Below are 19,696 nucleotides of genomic sequence, written 5' to 3'. Positions count from 1 at the left end.
GGCGCGGCATTTGTCGCTTCGGGGGCCGCAAGTCAAGCAAATCCGGGCCATCGCGCGGAGGTAAAATAATACCGTGAGCGATTGCCGCGAGCATTTCGCGCATCAATCGGCGGTCAGGCTCCAGCGCTCGTGCGTCGCCCGCGTGCTGCCGGCGACGGTCGTCAGGATGTCCCTTCGGGCAGAGCGCATCAGGCCGGTCTGGCTGTCATGCTCGCATTCGAACACGGTTTCGACGCTGCCATGCGCCCCGCCCGGCAAGGCGACCGTGCGCTCGTCTCGCCGGGAGCGCGAGGTTGGCGCGAAAAGGTCGGTCGGCAGGAAGGCGGTGATGCGCTGGGCGGCCTGTTGCAGGGCGCTAACGAAGCGCGCGGCCTGCTCGCGCTCGTCCGCTGCGAGGCGCTGGGCAGCAAGGGCATCCAGCGCCCGATCAACTGCCGCGTCGAGGTCTCCGGTCGCAGGCTGGGCAATGCTGCCGGAGAGGATCTGGCCGAATGGATCGAGCCCGATCGGGAACAGCCCGCTCTCGTCGCGCGAACGCTCCATGTCCGCGAACGCGGCCAGGCTGTCCGGGCAGTCGACACGGACCTGCGATTGCGCCCCGTGGAGTATGAAGCCATCATCGAACGGGCGAAATTCCACCGCGAAGTCCCGGCTGACGGTGAATAGCGCGCCGTCGACCAGATCACGGGATACGGCCCGCGAATAGCGCATGGGCACGCCGGGCGGCGCAATCAGGCGCCCGGGAACAGACGCGAGAGCGCGCACCGGATGCAGCGCGGGAATGATGGCCGCCGCCAGTGCCAGCTGCAACGCGCTGCGCCTGTCGGTGTGTTTCATCGTGCCGCGTCCCCCTGCACCAGGCCCGCCAGCCATTCGCACGTTTCCGGCGGCGCGCTGTCTGCCATCCAGCCGCAGATGGCGGGGGTATAGTAGGGATGGAGGTCCGCCAGTCGGGCGGTAGCGGCATCGAGGAGGCTGGGATGGGTCTTGAACAGCACGCCGACCTCGGTCTCGGATTGCAGCTGGCCCTCGTAGTGGAAAATGGATTCGATCGCCGGGACGATGTTTGCGCAGGCGATCAGCTTTTCCCGCAGCAGCACCGCGGCGCAGGCGCGCGCATCCTCGGCCGACCCGAACGGGCTCCAGATCAGCGCCGCGCCGCTCTGAGCATTGCCCGTCACCGCGCTTCCCGACCCAGAACATGGGCGCCCCAGGCGAATGCGCCGACAAGCAGCGCTCCAACGGCCTGGTGGGCGACCGCAAGCCAGAGGTCCACGCCGGTCATCACGGTGGCTATGCCGAGCAGGATCTGCGTACCGAAGGCGCTGTGGATGGCGATCGATGCGCGGCGGTCGAGCGGTTTGACATGGCGCGCCATCACCACCAGCGCGGCCACCGCGACCCAGGCCCACCAGCGGTGGAGGAAATGGATCCAGAAGGGATCGTGCGTGAATGTCCACAAGGCTCCGCGCGACCAGTCGGCCTCGGGAACCAGGCGCCCCTGCATCAGCGGCCAGGTGTCGGAGGCAAGCCCGGCGTTGAGGCCGGCCACCCATGCGCCGAGCAGCATCTGCACGAACAGGATGATTGCTACCAGCAGCGAAAGCCCGGTGAAGCGGGCGGGAGCGCCGCGCCCCTGGCTGTCGAGCTGGCGCAGGTCGAGCGCGGTCCAGATCAGACCGCCGAAGGTGAAGAAGGCGGTGAGGAGGTGGATCGACAGCCAGAAGTGCGAGACGTCGGTCATCTCGGTGCCGAGGCCCGAGCGAACCATGAACCAGCCGAACGCTCCCTGCAGTCCGCCCAGGGCCAGCAGGGCGAGAAGGCGCGGCTTGTAGCCGGCGGGGATCGCTCCGCGCAGCCAGTACCAGGCCAGCGGCAGGGCGAAGGCGAGCCCGATCACCCGCCCCAGCAGGCGATGGAACCACTCCCAGAAATAGATGAACTTGAAGGCGGCAAGGTCCATCCCCGCCGGCCCCGTGACGTTCTGGTATTCGCCGGTCTGCCGATAGAGCTCGAATTCCGCCTGCCAGTCCGCCTCGGTCAGCGGCGGCAACGCTCCGGTGATCGGCTTCCACTCGGTGATCGAAAGCCCGCTCTCGGTCAGCCGCGTGATTCCGCCCACGATGACCATCACCAGCACGAGCGTGGCAACGGCGATCAGCCACCGTGCCAGCGCCAGCGGCTGGGGTTCGCGCCGGGAATCGGATTGTGCGGGGATTGCCTGAGCCACCATGACGGGGGCGATCTGCAACTTTACGGCGAAAATCGCAAGCGCCATGCCCCTTCGGCGCGGCAAATGTTGCAACATTACCTCTTGCGCAATGTTATGACGTTACATACATCGACCGCATGGGCTCGATCTCCCCCTGGATTCGCGGCCGGCTTGATCGCGCCGGTGTCCTGCTCTCGGCGCTTTGCCTCGTGCATTGCGTCCTCGGGCTCGTGCTCGTGGCGGGTCTCGGGCTGGGCGCCTCGTTCCTGCTGGATCCCGACATCCATCGCTGGGGACTGCTTCTGGCGACCATCGTTGCCGGTGTCGCCATCGGTGTCGGTGCCGTGCGCCATCGCCGTGCCCGGCCGTTCGTCGTGGCGATGACTGGGCTGACCTTCATGGGCGGCGCGCTGGCCGTCGGGCACGGTTTCGAGGAAGCCGTCCTGACCATGATCGGCGTGACCCTGGTGGCCGCCGGGCACATCCTCAACTTGCGCCACGCCTGACAGGCTCTATGTGGCGCTGGTGATGACCCAGCCCCAGACCGACACCCTCACCCTTACCGTCAACGGCGAGAGCCGCCGCACGCCCGCGCGCACCGTAGCCGACCTCGTGCGCGAACTCGGCCTCAAGCCCGAGAAGGTGGCAGTCGAGCATAACGGCGAGATTGCCCCGCGTTCCACGCTGGAGAGCACCAGCCTGGCGGATGGCGACCAGCTGGAGATCGTGCATTTCGTGGGCGGCGGTTCCGGCGCGGAAGGCGACGACAGCTGGGAAGTGGCAGGACACCGCTTCAACAGCCGCCTGATCGTGGGAACGGGCAAGTACAAGGATTTCGCCCAGAACGCCGCCGCCGTGGAGGCCGCCGGGGCCGAGATCGTCACCGTGGCCGTGCGCCGCGTGAACATCTCCGACCCGAACCAGCCGGTGCTGATGGATCACATCGACCCGAAGAAGGTCACCTACCTGCCCAATACCGCGGGCTGCTTCACCGCCGACGATGCCATTCGCACGCTGCGTCTGGCGCGCGAGGCGGGCGGCTGGGACCTGGTGAAGCTGGAAGTGCTGGGAGAGGCGAAGACGCTCTATCCCAACATGGTGGAGACCATCCGCGCCTGCGAAGTGCTGGCGAAGGAAGGCTTCAAGCCGATGGTCTACTGCACAGACGATCCGATCGCCGCAAAGCAGCTGGAGGATGTGGGCGCGGTAGCGATCATGCCTCTTGGCGCGCCCATCGGCAGCGGCCTTGGCATCCAGAACAAGGTGACGATCCGGCTGATTGTGGAAGGTGCCAGCGTTCCTGTGCTGGTCGATGCGGGCGTCGGCACGGCGTCCGATGCCGCGGTCGCCATGGAGCTGGGCTGCGACGGCGTGCTGATGAACACCGCCATTGCCGAGGCGAAGGACCCGATCCGCATGGCAAGGGCGATGAAGCTGGCGGTCGAAGCAGGCCGCGAAGCCTATCTTGCCGGACGCATGGGAAGGCGTAAGTATGCCGATCCCAGTTCGCCGCTGGCGGGATTGATCTAGGACCCACACATGGACATTCGGCTCGAAGACAACGGCACCAAGGGACGGTTCGCCGTTGCTCTGGATGGTCACGACGAAGAGGCGGAGCTGACCTTTTCGCGCGCGTCGCAGGTGCTGGTGATCGTCGATCACACGTTCGTGCCCGATTCCATGCGCGGCATGGGCGTGGGCAAGGCGCTGGCGCAGCGCGTCGTCGAGGAGGCGCGCGCAAAGGGGTTCAGGATCGTTCCGCTATGCCCCTTCTTCAAGGCGCAGGCCACGCGGCACCCCGACTGGTCGGACGTGGTGCAGGGCTGAAGCGGCCGCTTACGACAAATTAACCATGGCGGAGCAGAGTGGTCCCCTAAACCGCAACGGGGGCCGGTCATGGGTCACGATTCGAAGACGTTTTCTCTCACGATTGCCGAAATGCGCGAGTTCGCCGGCTTTGCCGAATACGAGCAGGAGTTCATCGAACGCTCGCTCGATATCGCGCTGGGCCGGCGTGACGCATTCAAGGTCTGGCGCTTCACGGACGAAGACAAGCGGACGATCCGCGGCCAGTATCTCGCCTACCGCGAACTGAGGCACCTGCGTGCCCTGATCCCGGCGGACGATACCTTCGAAGGGCTCGAGAGCTTCATGGGCACCCTCGTCCGCATCTCCGCGCAGGACCTCTTCCTCGAGCGGCTGGACAGCTTCTCCGCCTACCGCTTCCTCTACGAGCGCCTGCTGGGCGCGGCAGCGCGGCCCTTCCTCCCCGCCGCATTCTGCGCGGCAGCCGCCTTGCCCCAGATCATGCCCGAACGCCGGCGCATGCTTCTCCAGAGCCTGAGCGAAGCAGCCGCGACGGCGCCAGCCTGGTCAAGCCGGGAGCCTGTCTTCCTGCCGGAAAGGATAGAGGTCGAAGCCGCCTGAGGCCCTAGTACAGCGCGTCCAGCCGATCCTGGTAGTTCTCGCGGATCTGCATCCGGCGGATCTTCATGGTCGGGGTCATCATGTCGTTCTCGACCGTGAAGGGCTCGTCCGCCAGCACGAACTTGCGCACCTTCTCGATCACGGAGAGATCCTCGTTGGTGCGGTCGATCGCCGCCTTGATCGCCGCGCGGAACGCCGGCACCTCGCGCAGCGCGGCCATGTCCGGGGTCTCCCCGTTGGCGCGCGCCCAGCCCGCGACCCATTCGGGATCGGGCACGATCAGCGCGACCATGTAGGGCCTCTTGTCCCCCGACACCATCGCCTGGCTGATCTCCGGCTGGAGGGTCAGCATACCTTCGAGCTTCTGCGGGGCGACGTTATCGCCCTTGTCATTGACGATGATGTCCTTCTTTCGGTCGGTGATCTTGATCCGGCCACGCTCGTCGATATGGCCCACGTCGCCGGTGTGCAGCCATCCGTTACGGATCGTGTTCTCCGTATCTTCGGGCCGCTGCCAGTATCCGATCATCACCAGCTCGCCGCGCACCAGGATTTCGCCGTCTTCCGCGATCTTCACCTCCACGCCGCGTAGCGGCGGGCCTACGGTGTCCAGCTTGATCCCGGCGCTGGGATAGTTGCAGGCGATCACCGGGGCGCTTTCGGTCTGACCATAGCCCTGCAGCATGGTGAGGCCCATCGCCTGGAAGAAACCGCCCACTTCCGGGTTCAGCGGCGCTCCGCCCGAGACGAGCGCCTTCACCCGCCCGCCGAAACGCTGACGGATCTTCGGCCTCAAAGTGGCGGACAGCAGCAAGTCGTCGGGCTTGGTGAGCAGCCCGTCGCGTCCGGAAACCTGCTTCTCGCCCAGGCTCAGCGCGCGGCCGAGCAGGAAGCGGGCCAGCTTGCCCTGTTTCTCGATCGCCTTCATCATCTTGCCGCGCAGGACCTCGAACAGGCGGGGGACGACGACCATGATCGTGGGACGGGCTTCCTCGAGGTTGCTGGAAAGCTTGTCCAGCCCTTCGGAGAACCAGATGTCGGCCCCCAGACCCAGCGGCAGGTAGAACCCGGCCGTATGCTCGAAGGCATGGCTCAGCGGCAGGAAGGAGAGGAACCGTTCCTCTTCCCAGCCGAAGTCGTTCTCGATCACGTGGGCGGCCGCGGCGACATTGTGCAGGATCGCGCCGTGGTGCAGCATCACGCCGCGCGGCGCGCCGCTGGTGCCGCTGGTGTAGATGATGCAGGCCATGTCCTGGCGCGATATCCCCGCGATGCGCGCATCCACCGCCTGCCGCGCCGCCGCGGCATCGCCGGTGGTCAGATCCGCCCAGTGATGCAGTTCGAAGCTCCCGCTCTGCGAAGAGGGGATGGGATCGATAGCGATCACGTGCCGGGCGCGGCCCGTCTTCATGATCGCCGGGAACAGGGCCTTGGCAAGCCTGGCATTGCCCACCACCACGGCGCTTGCCCCGGAATCGTCGAGGATATGGCAATGGTCGCGCTCGGTATTGGTGGTGTAGGCCGGCGTGGTGATGCAACCGGCCGCCATGATGGCGAGATCGGCGATGCACCATTCGGGCCGGTTCTCGGCCACGATCATGACGCGGTCGCCGTCGCGAAGACCCAGGCCTCGTAGCTTTTCGGCCAGCAGGCACACCTTCTCCGCAGCCTCGGCATAGGAGACGGAGACCCATTCGCCGTCGATCTTGGCGGTCAGGAAGGGCTTGTCGCCGCGCTCGTCCGCGCGCTGAAGGAACAGTGCGACGAGGCTGCTGGCATTGTCGATATCGGCGAGTTGCACGCTCGATGGTCTCCCGGTGTGTTTCTGTTATCCGGCAATGAGTAGGACCGGGGACGGGTCCCGACAAGTGCGCTGCTCGCCGCCCTACCGCGCAGGCGTCGCTTCCAGGCGTTCGCGGAAGCGCGGGTCGTAAGCCCCCGTCCAACCTCCGGGTGCGTTTATCGCACCGACCTGCCCGACAGAGCCGAACGGCTGCGGCCCGGTCCGAATGTTGCCATAGCCCAGTTCCTCCAGCGCGTCGGCCTCACCGGCCAGCCAGGTGTCGCTTTCGACAAACAGGTTCGGGCCGAAGCCCATGACGATCGGCAAGGCAAAGGCCTCTTCCAGGCCCATGTCGAAATCGATGATGCCGATGATCGATCTCGCGGTCTGGACGGGAATGAAGGGGCCGCCCGCGCCGCCGATCACCAGAAAGGGCTCTCCATCGGGTGCCCAGACCATGGCTGGCGACATGGAGCTGCGCGGCCGCTTGCCACCTTCCACGCGGTTGGCGACGGGCCGGTCGCCGCGTTCGGGGCTGAAGCTGAAATCGGTCAGCTCGTTGTTCAGGTAATAGCCGCCGAACTGCAGGCCGGAGCCGAAACCGCCCTCCACGGTGGAGGTGTAGCTGACCATCGCGCCGTTACGGTCCACGGCCACGAAATGGGTGGTGCCATGCTCCTCCGGCTCGTCGCCATCGGCGCGCAGGGCGAGGGTTCCGACGGGATCGCCCGCCTCGTAGCTGCCGAGCGCGCGGTCCGGATCGATGAGGGAAGAGCGCGTGGCGAGATAGTCCGGATCGACCAGTTCCTTCACCGGAACGGAGACGAAATCGCTGTCACCGGCGTACATCTCGCGGTCGGCGTAGGCGAGAAGCTGCGACTGCGCGAACAGGTGCCAGAAGGTGACGGATTCGGGACCGAGCTCGGCAAGGTCGAAGCGTTCGAGCTGGCCGAGGATCTGCAGCAACGCAATGCCTCCGGAAGTGGGCGGGCCCATCGAGCAGATCCGGTAGGCGCGATAGGTGCCGCACACCGCCTCGCGCTCCTTCGCCTCGTAGCCGGAAATGTCGGCGGCCGTCATGGCGGCGCTGCCTGGCGTGTTGGCGGCGACATGGGCTGCTAGGGCCTCGGCATTGTCCGGTCCGTAGAGCGCTTCCGGTCCCTCCGCGGCGAGGCGGCGGAAGGTCTCGGCCAGTTCCGGTCGGCGAATGGTCGAGCCTACGGCGCGCGGCGCCCCTGCATCGGTGTAGAACGTGCTGCGCATCAGCGGATCCTGCCCCGCGCGTTCGATGCTGCCATCGAGCGAATCGTAGAGCCGCCGGTTCATGGTGAAGCCCTCGGCAAGCGTGATGGCGGGGCCGAACAGGTCTTCCCAGGGCAGCTTGCCGTGCTGGGCATGGGCCTTTGCGGCAAGCGCGATGTTGCCGGGCACGCCCACGCTGAGGCCGGTCAGCACGACTTCGGAATAGGACTGCGGTTCACCGTCAGCGCCGAAGAACCACTCCGGCCCGGCTGCGGCCGGTGCCGTCTCGCGACCATCGAAGGTCGTCACCGTGCCGTCGGGCAGGCCGCGCACCATGAAGCCGCCGCCGCCGATGCCGGAACTCTGCGGCTCGACCACGGTCAGCGCCAGCATCACCGCGATGGCCGCGTCGGTAGCGCTGCCGCCCCGCCGCAGCATTTCGCGACCTGCCTCCGCCGCGCGAGGGTCTGCGGCCTGCACGACGCCGATGTCCGGCGATTGCGTCTGGGCGGGAGGAACGGTCTGGCAGCTGGCGAGCAGGATCGCGGCGGCCGTGGCGACAAGGGAACGCAGGAGAATCACGCCGCGACTGCTATTCACTTCCGACCGCCTCGGCAATCGAAGCGAAACCGTCGCGCTGCATCAGCTTTTCCAGGCCCTTGCAGATTTCCTTGGCAATGCCGGGACCGCGATAGGTCATCGCGCTGTAGAGCTGGATCAGGCTCGCGCCGGCGCGAATGCGTTCCCATGCGTCCTCGGCAGTGGCGATGCCGCCTACGCCGATCAGGGGGATGCCGCCTTCCGTTTCCCTGCGGAAGGCGCGCAGGGTCTGCAGGGCGAGCTCGCGCAGCGGCTCGCCTGACAGGCCGCCCGTCTCGCCTGCGTGAGGCGACTTGAGCGGCGGCCGCGAAATCGTGGTGTTGGAGACGATCAGGCCGGCAAGGTCGCTCGAAACGGCAATGCGCACGATGGCCTCGACATCCGCCTGTTGCAGATCGGGCGCAACTTTCAGAAACACCGGGACGTCGGCGCTTCCCCTTGCCTCGAATACGGCGTCCAGCAATTCGATCAGCGCGCCTGGATCCTGCAGCGCGCGCAGGCCCGGCGTGTTGGGACTGGAGATGTTGACCGCGAGATAACTGGCATAGGGGGCCATGATCCGCGTCATAGCGGCATAGTCTGCAATGCGGTCCGTGCTGTCCTTGTTCGCGCCGATATTGATGCCGAGCACGCCGGGCCTGTCCCCGCGCGAGGCGATGCGCACGGCTGCCGCCTCTGCCCCGCCGTTGTTGAAGCCCATGCGATTGATAACGCCGCGGTCTGCCTCCAGCCGGAACAGGCGCGGCTTCGGATTGCCGGGCTGCGGCAGGGGCGTGATCGACCCGACTTCGACGAAGCCGAAGCCCAGGCCCAGCAGCGCGTCGGCGACCTCGGCATCCTTGTCGAAACCTGCCGCCATGCCGACGGGATTGGGAAAGCGGATTCCGGCGACAGTCGTTTCCAGGGGGCCGCCGGTTGCGGCAGGCTTGCCCTTCGGCATGGCCTTCAACGCCTTGATGGCGAGACCGTGGGCGCGTTCGGCATCGAGCCGGAAGATTGCGGGGCGGAGCAGCGAATAGAGCATCGGCGCTCCCTTGGCAGCACTGCGGGTGAGCGCGCAATCCCGTAATTGGCAAGGCGCTGGGCATGCCGCCTGCGCCATAGTGATACAAACTTGCGCCCATCGCCCGTAAAACCCGCAACTGACGCCTTCATACAATCGCACAGGACACGAATCGGCTAAGTCACCAATGCGACCCGAAGAGTTCGAAGCAATTTTCGCGCGAGCTCTCTACTTGAACAGGGCGGCTTTCCCTCACGGGCAGGCCGCCCTCTTTTTGCGGTCTTTCCCTTGCGCCCTGGTTCGCCTAGATCGGCTTGATCTATCAAGAGGATATTACTCTCCAATGATCAAGCCCCCCCTTCGTCACGTTCTTTTCCTTACTTCCGCGCTGTCGCTGACCGCATGCGCCACCACCCAGGCAGACGATTCTTCCTACGCCGCATCTCAGGCGCAGGTGCCGGCCGACATCGGCACTTTCTTCGAGCAATACGACGATGCGCAGCTTGCGCTCTCGCCCCAGACCAAGGCCTATCGCGGCATCCGCGACGAGGATTACGGCCAGTGGAACGACGCCAGCGAAGCCGCGGAAGAGGCGCGCGACGCCGTGCGTGACCAGTGGCTGCAGCGCATGCGCGAGGGCTACGACCTCGCCGCGCTTTCTGCGGACAACCAGCTTTCCTATCGCCTGTTCGAAGCCACTGCGGAGCGTTCGCAACTGCTCGAGCCGTTCGAGGACTACGAGTGGTTCTTCGACCAGATGAACGGGGCGCAGAGCGACATCCCGGCGTTTCTCATCAACACCCATGCGGTGCAGAATGTCGATCACGCACGCGACTACATCGAGCGGATCGAGGGAATCGGTCCGTTGCTCGACACTCTGATCGCTCGTTCGGCCGAAGGTGCGAACGAAGGCGTCATGCCGCCCGACTGGGTCTATCCCTACGTCCTGTCCGACATTCGCAACATCATCGATGCCGGCATGGATAACGCCGTGCTCGAGGATTTCCGCAGCGAGGTGGCCGAACTCGAGATCGCTGACGCGGAGAAGGCAGCGCTGGTCGCCGATGCCGAAGCGGCCTGGAGCGCCAACGCGCAGCCCGCCTACGCACGGCTCCTGACCGAGATTGAGCGGCAGCAGGCCATGGCGCCCACGCAGGACGGCATCTGGCGCTTCCCCGAAGGTGCGGCCTACTACGATGCGCTGCTGGAATACTATACGACGACCGAGCTTTCGGCCGACGAGATCCACGAGATCGGGTTGCAGCAGGTTGCGCGAATCCAGGGGGAAATGCGCGACATCATGGAGCAGGTCGGCTTCGAAGGCAGCCTGCAGGAATTTTTCGAGTTCACCCGCAGCGATCCGCGTTTCTATCACACCAGCCGCGAGGATTACCTGGCCGAGGTGGACGAGGTGATGAGCGCCATGGAGGCGCGCCTTCCCGACTACTTCATCACTCTGCCAGAATACGATCTGCAGGTGAAACCGGTGGAGGCATTCCGCGAGCAGAGCGCCGGCAAGGCCTTCTACCAGTCGCCCGCCACCGACGGTTCGCGGCCCGGCACCTACTACGTGAACCTCTACGATCTCAATTCGATGAGCCGCAACGAGCTGGAAGCGCTGGCCTATCACGAAGGCGTTCCCGGCCATCACCTGCAGCGCGGCATCCAGACCGGGCTGGGCGATCTGCCGCCGTTCCGCCGCTACGGCGGTTTCACGGCCTACACCGAGGGCTGGGGCCTCTATTCCGAGGAACTGGGCAAGGACATGGGCTTCTACACCGATCCCTATTCCGACTTCGGTCGCCTGCAGATGGAGCTGTGGCGCGCAGCGCGCCTGGTGGTGGATACCGGCATCCACTCCAAGCGCTGGAGCCGCGAGGAAGCCATCGCCTACCTGCAGGAAAACACGCCCAATCCGGAAGGCGACATCCGCAAGGCGATCGAGCGCTACATCGTCTATCCCGGTCAGGCGACCGCCTATATGATCGGCAAGCTGAAGATTATGGAACTGCGGGAGCGTGCGCGCACGGCCTTCGGTGACGACTTCGACATCCGGCAGTTCCACGAACTGGTGCTGGCCAACGGCCCGGTCCCGCTGTCCATCCTGGAAGAACAGGTGGATGCGTGGATCGCCGCAGAGGCGAGCTGACCAACCGACAAGGGGAGAACAGGGGCGATGAAGCGTGATCACATGCCGGGCGGGGAACTGACCCCGCCCAACCGGTTCGAGATCGACTACATCGCCCCCGAAGGCGATGTCGCCCGGTTCGTCACCACCTTCTACCACTTCCGGTGCGACGATCCGCTGGTTCGCGACATCCAGCCCGCGGCCCTCGGCCACCTGTCGCTGTTCCCCAAGGGCAAGGGGCGCATAAGCCTGCCCGACGGTGGCCACGACCCCTCCCACGAAGTGAACCTGCTCACTCCGCTTTCCTGCGCCCTGCGGATTGAAGTGGACGGCCCGTTTCATGCCGTGGGGGCTGCGCTCTCCCCGCTGGGCTGGGCGGCGCTGACGGGGCTGCACGCGCAGGAGCACGCTAATCGCCTTTACCAGGCCGGCGACTGGCTGGATGCGGAAATCACCGAAACGGGAAAAGAGCTTTGCGCCGCCTATCGCGAGGGGTCGGTGAGCGCGCAGCAGATCGTGACCGAGCTGGGGCGGATGATCCTGTCGCACGCCAGCCCGCCCCGCGCGCGCCACCTCGAGTTGATGGCGACTGTCGGCAAGTGGCTGAGCACCAGCCTGCTGCCCGACGTGGAGGATCTCTACGCCGCCAGCGCGTTCTCGCGCCGCCAGACCCAGCGGCTGGTACAGCAGTACTTCGGCGTCTCGCCCGTCACCCTGCGTCGCAAGTACCGCGCCCTGCGCGCCGCTGCCGCGCTCTCGCAGCCGGGCCTCTCGGCCGAGGAACAGGCGGCCATTGAGGATGCCTTCTACGACCAGCCGCACCTGATCCACGAGATCCGCGAATTCGTGGGCCGCACGCCGGCCCGGCTGGGGGACGAGGAAAGTCCTTACCTGAAGGAACTGATCCACGCGAAGAACCTGCGCGAGCTGAACGGCTAGCACCGCCGAGGCGCGAGGCGCCTTCGCAATCGAAAAAATGCTAACGACTCGCAACAGGCGGAAATGGGTTGATTCCGCTGTCTCGACCAATACATGGCTAATCGGAACGATTTGGTCCGATTAAGAGATATTGCGCCAGCAATGAGACTGTCAAACCTAGCCGACTACGCCGTCGTCACGATGAGCCAGGCCGCTCGCCACTGCGGCGGCGGACGCACGTCCGCGGCGGAACTGGCCGAGGAGACGGGCCTGCCTGCGCCCACGGTGCAGAAGGTCGTCAGCAAGCTCACCGCGGCGGGCCTACTGCGCTCGACCCGCGGCGCGGGCGGTGGACTGCAACTCGCGCGCCCGGCGGCGGCGATCAGTCTTGCCGACATTGTCGAGGCGGTGGAGGGGCCGATCGCGCTCACCTCCTGCGTGGACCACGGGCGGCACGACTGCGCCCTCGAAGGCAACTGTGCGGTGCAGCCGCACTGGCCGATTGTGAACAATGCTCTGCGCGGCGCACTGGCGGAGATCTCGCTGGTGCAGCTGGCAAGAACGGAAGAAATGGCATGAACCAGGAAGTCGACATCAAGGACCGGGAAGCGCGGGAAGCGGCCGACAGGGCTGCCGAGTACGAGCACGGCTGGTCCTCCGACATCGAAACCGAGTTTGCGGAGAAGGGCCTTACCGAAGACACCGTCCGCTTCATCTCGGCCAAGAAGGGCGAGCCCGAATGGATGCTCGACTGGCGCCTGAAGGCATTCCGCCTGTGGCAGGAGATGGAAGAGCCGAACTGGGCCAAGCTCGGCTATCCCGAGATCGACTATCAGGATGCCTATTACTACGCCGCTCCGAAGAAGAAGGAGCAGCTGGAGTCGCTCGACGAGCTCGATCCCGAGATCAAGTCGGTCTACGACAAGCTGGGCATCCCGATTGCGGAGCAGGAAGTGCTCGCCGGGGTGAAGGGCGCGCGCAAGGTGGCCGTGGATGCCGTGTTCGACTCTGTCAGCGTTGCCACCACCTTCCGCAAGGAACTGGAATCCGCGGGCGTCATCTTCCTCTCGATTTCCGAGGCGCTGAAGAAGCACCCGGAGCTGGTGAAGAAGTGGCTCGGCAAGGTCGTGCCGCAGCGCGACAACTACTTCGCCTGCCTCAACGCGGCGGTCTTCTCCGATGGCACCTTCGTCTACGTGCCCGAGGGCGTGCGCTGCCCGATGGAGCTTTCCACCTATTTCCGCATCAATGCCGAGAACACCGGCCAGTTCGAACGCACGCTGATCGTGGCCGAAAAGGGCAGCTATGTCAGCTACCTGGAAGGCTGCACCGCGCCCATGCGCGACGAGAACCAGCTGCACGCCGCCGTGGTGGAACTGGTCGCGATGGAAGATGCGGAGATCAAGTACTCGACCGTCCAGAACTGGTATCCCGGCAATTCCGAAGGCGTTGGCGGCATCTACAACTTCGTCACCAAGCGCGGCCTGTGCCAGGGCGACCGCAGCAAGATTTCATGGACGCAGGTGGAAACCGGCTCTGCGGTGACGTGGAAGTATCCAAGTTGCGTGCTGAACGGTGAGAACAGCGTGGGCGAGTTCTACTCGGTCGCGGTTACGAATAACCACCAGCAGGCCGATACGGGAACCAAGATGGTTCACAATGGCAAGGGCTCACGCTCCACGATCATCTCCAAGGGCATCAGCGCGGGCAAGTCGAACAACACCTATCGCGGCCTCGTGCGCGTGGCGGCCAATGCCGACAACGTGCGCAACCGCACCGAGTGCGACAGCCTGCTACTGGGCGACCAATGCGGCGCGCATACCGTGCCCTACATCGAGGTTAAGAACCCGTCGGCACAGATCGAGCACGAGGCCACCACCAGCAAGATCAGCGACGACCAGCTGTTCTACGCCATGCAGCGCGGCCTGGACGAGGAAGAAGCCGTGGCCCTGATCGTCAACGGTTTCGCCAAGGATGTGCTGAAGACGCTGCCGATGGAATTCGCCGTCGAAGCGCAGAAGCTGCTGGCGATCTCGCTTGAGGGGAGTGTGGGGTGATGATGCTCTTAATTGTGACGGCGCTTACCGCCGTAGCGACGGTCAGCGACGACCCAACAGGGCCATACATCGACTGTATCAAGGCCGAAGTCGATCGCCTTTCCAACACAAACGCGTCCCATGAAGCGATCGCTGACAGTGCGGTGCTGAACTGCGAAGAATTCGTGTCTGCTTCAGCTCAAGCGTTTGTGGACGAGACACCATCTGAACTCCTTGCAGCTTATGCCGACGCGGGAGTCACGCTTGAGATGTATCGTGACCGTCAAGAGCAGATCGGCCGCGATGCAGGCCGAGCGATGGCCTTAGACATGCTTGCAGACCGAAATGCGAAAGACACAGTATCGTGACTGAACGCAAAACACTCAACCTCCGCGACACTTCGGACGCCGAAGCCCCCGCGCTCAAGAAGCGTGGGCGTGGGTGGGAGATTTCCGACAAGCGGCTCGACGCGCTGCATGATCGTGCGCGCGAGATGAAGCGGCATGCGTCCGAAGCGCACAAGGCGCTGGCCGAGCGGTTCGCCAAGGCGGACCTCGGCAAGTACACCTTCAAACGGTTTGCCGTGGTCGGCAGCGCGATTGTCGACTTCAATTGCCACAACCTGGGCATGGCCATCGTGATCGACGAGGAAGGCGACGATCCGGCGCTCAATCGTCGCCGCGACAAGTCGCTGGATGCGGTCGGCGTGAAGGTGATGCACCTGAAGGCCGCCGAAATCCTCGAGAACATGGACGACGTGCTGAAGCGCATCACCGCCGGTATGCGCCAGCGCATCGCCGACAAGGGCGACGCACGCCGTCGCCACGAGGCCGAAAATCCCCGGCAGACCCGACCGCGCTACGACCGCGCCGGAAACGGTCCGCCCCGCAGAAAGACACGGAACGACTGATGCTGAAAATCGAAAACCTCCACGCCGAGATCGACGGCAAGGAAATCCTCAAGGGCCTCTCGCTCGAAGTGAACGCGGGCGAAGTGCACGCGATCATGGGGCCGAACGGCGCGGGCAAGTCCACGCTGGCCTATGTGCTGGGCGGACGTCCGGGTTACGAGGTCACGCAGGGCACCGTCACGTTCGACGGCAAGGACCTGCTGGAGATGGAGCCGCACGAGCGCGCCGCTGCCGGCATGTTCCTGGGCTTCCAGTACCCGGTCGAGATCCCCGGTGTTTCCAACGTGCAGTTCCTGCGCGAGGCCCTCAATTCGCAGCGCAAGTCGCGCGGCGAGGAGCCGCTGACCGGCGGCGAATTCCTGAAGCTCGCCAAGGAAAAGGCCGGGCTGCTGAAGCTCGACATGGAAATGCTGAAGCGCAACGTGAACGTCGGCTTTTCGGGCGGCGAGAAGAAGCGCAACGAGATGGTGCAGATGGGTATTCTCGATCCCGCCTTCGCCGTGCTCGACGAGACCGACAGCGGCCTCGACATCGACGCGCTGAAGGTCGTCGGCGAAGGCATCAACGCCATCATGCGCCAGCCCGAAAAGGGCGTGCTGCTGATCACCCACTACCAGCGCCTGCTCGACTACGTGCAGCCCGATTTCGTGCACATCCTCTCGGCTGGCGCGATCGTCAAGACCGGCGACGCCGAGCTTGCCAAGCAGCTCGAGGCCGGAGGCTACGACGAGGTGATGGCTGCATGAGTGTGCTCGCCGCCATCCTCCTGACCGCACAGGCCGCCGCGCCCGCGGCGGATCCGGCACCTTCGAGCGAGATCGAGAACACGATCATCGTTTCTGCCGAGCGTATGCGCTCGATCGAAGTCAACGTCGGGCAGGACCGCGAAGGCACCTGGCACTGCAGCCTTTCCGGCAGCACGGGCAGCGCATGGGTGGACGACCGCCTGTGCCGCATCACCACGGGTTGCGTACGCGATGCCGATTCCGACCGCGTGGAACGCTGCGTCACCCGGCGCCGCGCCTCCATCATTAACGAATTCCGCGAAGCTCTCGAAAGGGGCGAAGCATGAACCAACTTCCCACAACCAGAGACGAAGCCTGGCGCTACGCCGACATCGACGCCGTCCGCGCGCTGGGGGCCGATGCGCTCGACCAGTGGCAGGAACTGTCGATCGAGCCGGGCGCGACGAAGCGCCAGTGCATGATCGTGGGCAGCGATACGCCTGAACTGCACCGCATCCGCCTGAAGGTGGGCAAGGGTGCGCGGGCCGAGTTGTTCGTGGTCATCACCGGCAGCGACTATGCCCGCGTGGAAGTCGAGACGGACCTTGCGGAGGGCGCGCATTTCGAATTCGGCGGCGTCACCATCGGGGGCGGAGACGCGGTGCGTGAATTCGTGACCCGCACTGCGCATGACGAGCCCGAGGCAACCTCCAACCAGGTCGTCCGCGCCGTCCACTGGGGCGAGGCGACGGGCAATTTCCTCGGCGCGATCAATGTCGGGCGGGGCGGTCAGCGGACCGATGCCGCGCAGGATTTCAAGGCGCTGGTGCTGGAAAAAGGTGCCGCCGCAAATGCCAAGCCCGAGCTGGAGATTTTCGCCGACGACGTGAAGTGCGCCCACGGTGCCGCCATCGGCCAGATGGACGAGATGGCCCGCTATTACATGGCGAGCCGCGGCATCGCGCCCGATCTCGCGAAGAAGCTCCTCGTCCGCGCCTTCATCGCCGATGCGCTGGCCGCGCTGGATGACGAGGCCGAGGCCGAACGCCTTCTGGAGGCTGCGCTGGACGTGCTGAGCGACGCCCGGGGGATGCTTGCATGACGACGCACGCCGCCGCCACCCGTTCGCGCAAGAGCGACTTTCCCGGTCTCGTGACCGCGGAAGGCAAGCCCTGGTACTACCTCGATTCCGCCGCCACCGCGCAGAAGCCGCAGGCGGTGATCGATGCCGTGACCCGGGCCATCGGTGCGGACTATGCCACCGTGCATCGCGGCGTCTATTCCCGCTCGGCGGAAATGACGCTGGGCTATGAAGCGGCGCGGCGACGGGTGGCCGAATTCATCGGCGGACGCGAGGAAGAGATCGTCTTCACCCGCGGCGCGACCGAGGCGATCAACCTGCTCGCCTACAGCTACCCCGACAAGGGGCGCGTGCTGCTGTCCGAGCTGGAACACCATTCCAACATCGTGCCCTGGCAGCTAGCCGGGTGGCAGGTGGATGTCTGCCCGCTGACCGAGGACGGACGCATCGATCTCGACGCGGCCGAGGCCATGCTGACGAGCGAGCACACCATGGTTGCCTTTGCCCATGTCTCGAACGTGCTGGGCAGCGTGGTCGACGCGAAGCGCGCGGCAGACCTGGCTCACGCGGTTGGCGCGAAGCTGCTGCTCGACGGTTGCCAGGCGGTGCCCCGTCTGCCGGTCGACGTGGCTGCGCTCGATTGCGATTTCTACGCCTTCTCCGCCCACAAGCTGTACGGCCCGACGGGCATCGGCGCGCTGTGGGGCCGGGCAGATCTTCTGGCGGCTATGCCGCCGTGGCAGGGCGGCGGAGCGATGATCGACAAGGTCACCTTCGAAAAGACCACCTATGCCCCCGCACCGCAGCGGTTCGAGGCCGGCACGCCCGCCATCGTCGAGGCGATCGGATTTGCGGCAGCCTGCGATTACGTGGCCGATATCGGCCTCGACGCCATCCACGCCCACGAGGCGGACCTGGTTCGCCAGACGCGCGAGGCGCTGGGCGGGATGAACGACGTGACGCTTTACGGGCCGGAGGACAGCGCCGGCATCGTCAGCTTCCTGATCGACGGGGTTCACCCGCACGATCTGGGCACCATATTGGACGAAGAGAACGTGGCAATCCGCGCGGGCCACCACTGCGCGCAGCCGCTGATGGAAAAGCTGGGCATCACCGCCACCGCGCGCGCCAGTTTCGGTATCTATTCCAACGAGGAAGACGTCGCCGCGCTGATCCGCGGCATCGAACGCACCAAGAGGATTTTCGGCTGATGGACGATCAGAGCAAGACCGATCAGAAGGACGACACGGATTTCGTGGCAGCACCTTCGCCAACGGAGGACGTGGTGGAAAAGCCGCCGCGCGCCCGCGTATCCGACGCTCCGCTTCCGGAAGAGACCGCCAGCGAGAAGCTGGGGCGCAAGCGCGACTACCTTGAAGGCTTCCTTCAGAAGAAGCCGGAAAGCGTTGCCCCGGGCGAACCGGGCGGCGACGTGCACCAGTCGGTGATCGAGGCGCTGAAGGACATCTACGATCCGGAAATCCCGGTGAACATCTACGACCTGGGCCTGATCTACAATGTCGAGGTGGCTGAGGACGCCGACGTGGTGGTGACGATGACCCTCACCACGCCGCACTGCCCGGTGGCCGAGACCATGCCCAACGAGATCGAGATGCGCGTCGCCAGCCTGCCCGGCGTGCGCGACGCCGAAGTGGTGGTGACCTGGGACCCGCCGTGGGATCCGTCGAAGATGAGCGACGAGGCCCGGCTGGAGCTGGGGATGCTGTGAGCCTCGACGCGCCAGCCCTGACGGTCGCGCCCACGGTCTCTCTGGCCGATTACGACGACCCCGCCGATGGTGCGGCGCTGGTTTCCCTTCTGGATGCCTACGCCCGGGACCCGATGGGTGGCGGCGAACCATTGAGCGACGAGACACGGCGCACCCTGGTCGACGCGCTAGCATCCTTTCCCGGCGCTTTCAGCCTGATTGCCCGGCTGGACGACGTGCCCGTAGGGCTCGCCAACTGCGTCACCGGCTTCTCCACCTTCGCCGCCGCGCCGCTGGTGAACATCCATGACCTGGCGGTGCTGCCGGCCCATCGCGGCCACGGCATCGGCAAGGCGCTGATGGAGGCCGTGGAGGCCGAGGCCTTGAAGCGCGGCGCGTGCAAGATCACATTGGAAGTGCTGAGCGGGAACGAGACCGCCAAGGCGCTTTACGAAAAATGCGGCTATGGCGACTACGTTCTGGATCCCGCCGCCGGCAACGCCCTGTTCTGGCAGAAGAAACTGATATGACCGATACGAAAACCCGCCCCGCCCCCAAGGCCGCCGTGAACCTGACCCCGGCTGCCGAGCAGCGCGTGACAGACCTTATGGCGAAAGCGCCTGACGATGCCATCGGCGTCAAGCTGTCGACTCCGCGCCGCGGCTGTTCGGGCCTCGCCTATTCCGTCGACTATGTCAGCGAGGAAGACGCCTTCGACGAAAAGATCGAGACGCCCGGCGGCACCTTCTACATCGACGGCGCCAGCGTGCTTTACCTGGTGGGCAGCACGATGGACTGGGTGGAAGACGATTTCACCGCCGGGTTCGTGTTCGACAACCCCAACGCCAAGGGCGCTTGCGGCTGCGGCGAAAGCTTCATGGTATAACTCGCGCCATGCGCGGGCCGGGCGCCTTGCGACTTCC

23 protein-coding genes are annotated in these 19,696 nt (G+C 65.4%); 17 read left to right on the top strand and 6 right to left on the bottom strand.

All coding sequences use genetic code 11. The features are described from left to right. Window positions 1–102: 102 nt before the first annotated feature. Genes AAA989_RS06785 through AAA989_RS06775 form a run of 3 tightly spaced genes read right to left on the bottom strand, consistent with a single transcriptional unit; the run spans window position 103 to window position 2,233 of the window. A complete protein-coding gene (locus AAA989_RS06785; RefSeq protein WP_338242010.1) occupies window positions 103–837 on the bottom strand; it encodes a hypothetical protein in 735 nt (244 codons plus the stop codon). After that, window positions 834–1,181, bottom strand: a complete 348-nt coding sequence (gene cutA, locus AAA989_RS06780) for a divalent-cation tolerance protein CutA (RefSeq protein ID WP_338242009.1) — start codon at window positions 1,179–1,181, stop codon at window positions 834–836. The genes AAA989_RS06785 and cutA overlap by 4 nt, the downstream gene beginning before the upstream one ends. Further along, window positions 1,178–2,233: a COX15/CtaA family protein gene (locus AAA989_RS06775; RefSeq protein WP_338242194.1), complete on the bottom strand. Its 1,056-nt coding sequence runs from the start codon at window positions 2,231–2,233 to the stop codon at window positions 1,178–1,180. The genes cutA and AAA989_RS06775 overlap by 4 nt, the downstream gene beginning before the upstream one ends. Before the next feature lie 116 nt (window positions 2,234–2,349). On the opposite strand from AAA989_RS06775, the gene AAA989_RS06770 reads away from it, so the two are divergent. The 4 genes from AAA989_RS06770 to AAA989_RS06755 all read left to right on the top strand — a co-directional run bounded on the left by AAA989_RS06770 (window position 2,350) and on the right by AAA989_RS06755 (window position 4,639). Beyond that, window positions 2,350–2,718, top strand: a complete 369-nt coding sequence (locus AAA989_RS06770; RefSeq protein WP_338242008.1) for a MerC domain-containing protein — start codon at window positions 2,350–2,352, stop codon at window positions 2,716–2,718. A gap of 22 nt (window positions 2,719–2,740) precedes the next feature. Continuing rightward, entirely contained in the window at window positions 2,741–3,742 is a 1,002-nt protein-coding gene (thiS, locus tag AAA989_RS06765; protein WP_338242007.1) for a sulfur carrier protein ThiS, read from the top strand. 9 nt (window positions 3,743–3,751) lie between these two features. Beyond that, window positions 3,752–4,039, top strand: a complete 288-nt coding sequence (locus AAA989_RS06760) for a GNAT family N-acetyltransferase (RefSeq protein WP_338242006.1) — start codon at window positions 3,752–3,754, stop codon at window positions 4,037–4,039. Between the two features lie 69 nt (window positions 4,040–4,108). After that, the gene (locus tag AAA989_RS06755) at window positions 4,109–4,639 is read left to right on the top strand and encodes a hypothetical protein (RefSeq protein WP_338242003.1); all 531 of its coding nucleotides are present in this window, start codon (window positions 4,109–4,111) and stop codon (window positions 4,637–4,639) included. A 4-nt stretch (window positions 4,640–4,643) separates the two neighbouring features. On the opposite strand, the gene AAA989_RS06750 is transcribed toward AAA989_RS06755, so the two are convergent. The 3 genes from AAA989_RS06750 to AAA989_RS06740 all read right to left on the bottom strand — a co-directional run bounded on the left by AAA989_RS06750 (window position 4,644) and on the right by AAA989_RS06740 (window position 9,288). Next, window positions 4,644–6,440 carry an AMP-dependent synthetase/ligase gene (locus AAA989_RS06750; protein WP_338242001.1) on the bottom strand — a complete coding sequence of 599 codons (1,797 nt, stop codon included), beginning with the start codon at window positions 6,438–6,440 and terminating at the stop codon, window positions 4,644–4,646. Window positions 6,441–6,524: 84 nt separating this feature from the next. Beyond that, window positions 6,525–8,246, bottom strand: a complete 1,722-nt coding sequence (locus AAA989_RS06745) for a gamma-glutamyltransferase family protein (protein ID WP_338241999.1) — start codon at window positions 8,244–8,246, stop codon at window positions 6,525–6,527. Window positions 8,247–8,256: 10 nt separating this feature from the next. After that, the gene (locus AAA989_RS06740) at window positions 8,257–9,288 is read right to left on the bottom strand and encodes a quinone-dependent dihydroorotate dehydrogenase (RefSeq protein ID WP_338241997.1); all 1,032 of its coding nucleotides are present in this window, start codon (window positions 9,286–9,288) and stop codon (window positions 8,257–8,259) included. Between the two features lie 322 nt (window positions 9,289–9,610). Here AAA989_RS06740 and AAA989_RS06735 point away from each other — a divergent pair, with 322 nt between their 5' ends. The 13 genes from AAA989_RS06735 (at window position 9,611) to AAA989_RS06675 (ending at window position 19,659) form a co-directional block, all read left to right on the top strand. Further along, window positions 9,611–11,416, top strand: coding sequence for a DUF885 domain-containing protein (locus tag AAA989_RS06735; RefSeq protein ID WP_338241996.1), 1,806 nt, complete (start codon window positions 9,611–9,613; stop codon window positions 11,414–11,416). 27 nt (window positions 11,417–11,443) lie between these two features. Continuing rightward, window positions 11,444–12,334: a helix-turn-helix domain-containing protein gene (locus AAA989_RS06730; RefSeq protein ID WP_338241993.1), complete on the top strand. Its 891-nt coding sequence runs from the start codon at window positions 11,444–11,446 to the stop codon at window positions 12,332–12,334. A 141-nt stretch (window positions 12,335–12,475) separates the two neighbouring features. Next, window positions 12,476–12,892, top strand: coding sequence for an SUF system Fe-S cluster assembly regulator (locus AAA989_RS06725; protein WP_338241991.1), 417 nt, complete (start codon window positions 12,476–12,478; stop codon window positions 12,890–12,892). Then, complete coding sequence (gene sufB / locus AAA989_RS06720) at window positions 12,889–14,370, top strand: Fe-S cluster assembly protein SufB (RefSeq protein ID WP_338241990.1); 1,482 nt, start codon at window positions 12,889–12,891, stop codon at window positions 14,368–14,370. Before AAA989_RS06725 ends, sufB begins: the two co-directional genes overlap by 4 nt. Beyond that, complete coding sequence (locus AAA989_RS06715) at window positions 14,370–14,717, top strand: hypothetical protein (RefSeq protein ID WP_338241989.1); 348 nt, start codon at window positions 14,370–14,372, stop codon at window positions 14,715–14,717. The genes sufB and AAA989_RS06715 overlap by 1 nt, the downstream gene beginning before the upstream one ends. Continuing rightward, window positions 14,714–15,259 carry a DUF559 domain-containing protein gene (locus tag AAA989_RS06710; RefSeq protein ID WP_338241988.1) on the top strand — a complete coding sequence of 182 codons (546 nt, stop codon included), beginning with the start codon at window positions 14,714–14,716 and terminating at the stop codon, window positions 15,257–15,259. Before AAA989_RS06715 ends, AAA989_RS06710 begins: the two co-directional genes overlap by 4 nt. Next, window positions 15,259–16,005, top strand: a complete 747-nt coding sequence (gene sufC / locus AAA989_RS06705; RefSeq protein ID WP_338241986.1) for a Fe-S cluster assembly ATPase SufC — start codon at window positions 15,259–15,261, stop codon at window positions 16,003–16,005. Before AAA989_RS06710 ends, sufC begins: the two co-directional genes overlap by 1 nt. Then, window positions 16,002–16,331 (top strand): hypothetical protein, encoded by a 330-nt coding sequence (locus AAA989_RS06700; RefSeq protein ID WP_338241985.1) that lies wholly within the window; start codon window positions 16,002–16,004, stop codon window positions 16,329–16,331. The genes sufC and AAA989_RS06700 overlap by 4 nt, the downstream gene beginning before the upstream one ends. Then, on the top strand, window positions 16,328–17,086 hold the full coding sequence (locus AAA989_RS06695) for a SufD family Fe-S cluster assembly protein (protein WP_338241984.1): 759 nt from the start codon (window positions 16,328–16,330) through the stop codon (window positions 17,084–17,086). Before AAA989_RS06700 ends, AAA989_RS06695 begins: the two co-directional genes overlap by 4 nt. Then, the gene (locus AAA989_RS06690; protein WP_338241982.1) at window positions 17,083–18,276 is read left to right on the top strand and encodes an aminotransferase class V-fold PLP-dependent enzyme; all 1,194 of its coding nucleotides are present in this window, start codon (window positions 17,083–17,085) and stop codon (window positions 18,274–18,276) included. Before AAA989_RS06695 ends, AAA989_RS06690 begins: the two co-directional genes overlap by 4 nt. Further along, a complete protein-coding gene (locus AAA989_RS06685) occupies window positions 18,276–18,794 on the top strand; it encodes an SUF system Fe-S cluster assembly protein (RefSeq protein WP_338241981.1) in 519 nt (172 codons plus the stop codon). Before AAA989_RS06690 ends, AAA989_RS06685 begins: the two co-directional genes overlap by 1 nt. After that, the gene (locus AAA989_RS06680) at window positions 18,791–19,303 is read left to right on the top strand and encodes a GNAT family N-acetyltransferase (RefSeq protein ID WP_338241980.1); all 513 of its coding nucleotides are present in this window, start codon (window positions 18,791–18,793) and stop codon (window positions 19,301–19,303) included. The genes AAA989_RS06685 and AAA989_RS06680 overlap by 4 nt, the downstream gene beginning before the upstream one ends. After that, window positions 19,300–19,659, top strand: coding sequence for a HesB/IscA family protein (locus AAA989_RS06675; RefSeq protein ID WP_338241979.1), 360 nt, complete (start codon window positions 19,300–19,302; stop codon window positions 19,657–19,659). Before AAA989_RS06680 ends, AAA989_RS06675 begins: the two co-directional genes overlap by 4 nt. Window positions 19,660–19,696 lie beyond the last annotated feature (37 nt).

This window comes from Aurantiacibacter hainanensis (assembly GCF_036321025.1).
Lineage (GTDB): Bacteria > Pseudomonadota > Alphaproteobacteria > Sphingomonadales > Sphingomonadaceae > Alteraurantiacibacter > Alteraurantiacibacter hainanensis.
Note: the sequence above shows the minus strand (reverse complement) of the source record. Positions and strands in the feature narration are given on the sequence as shown.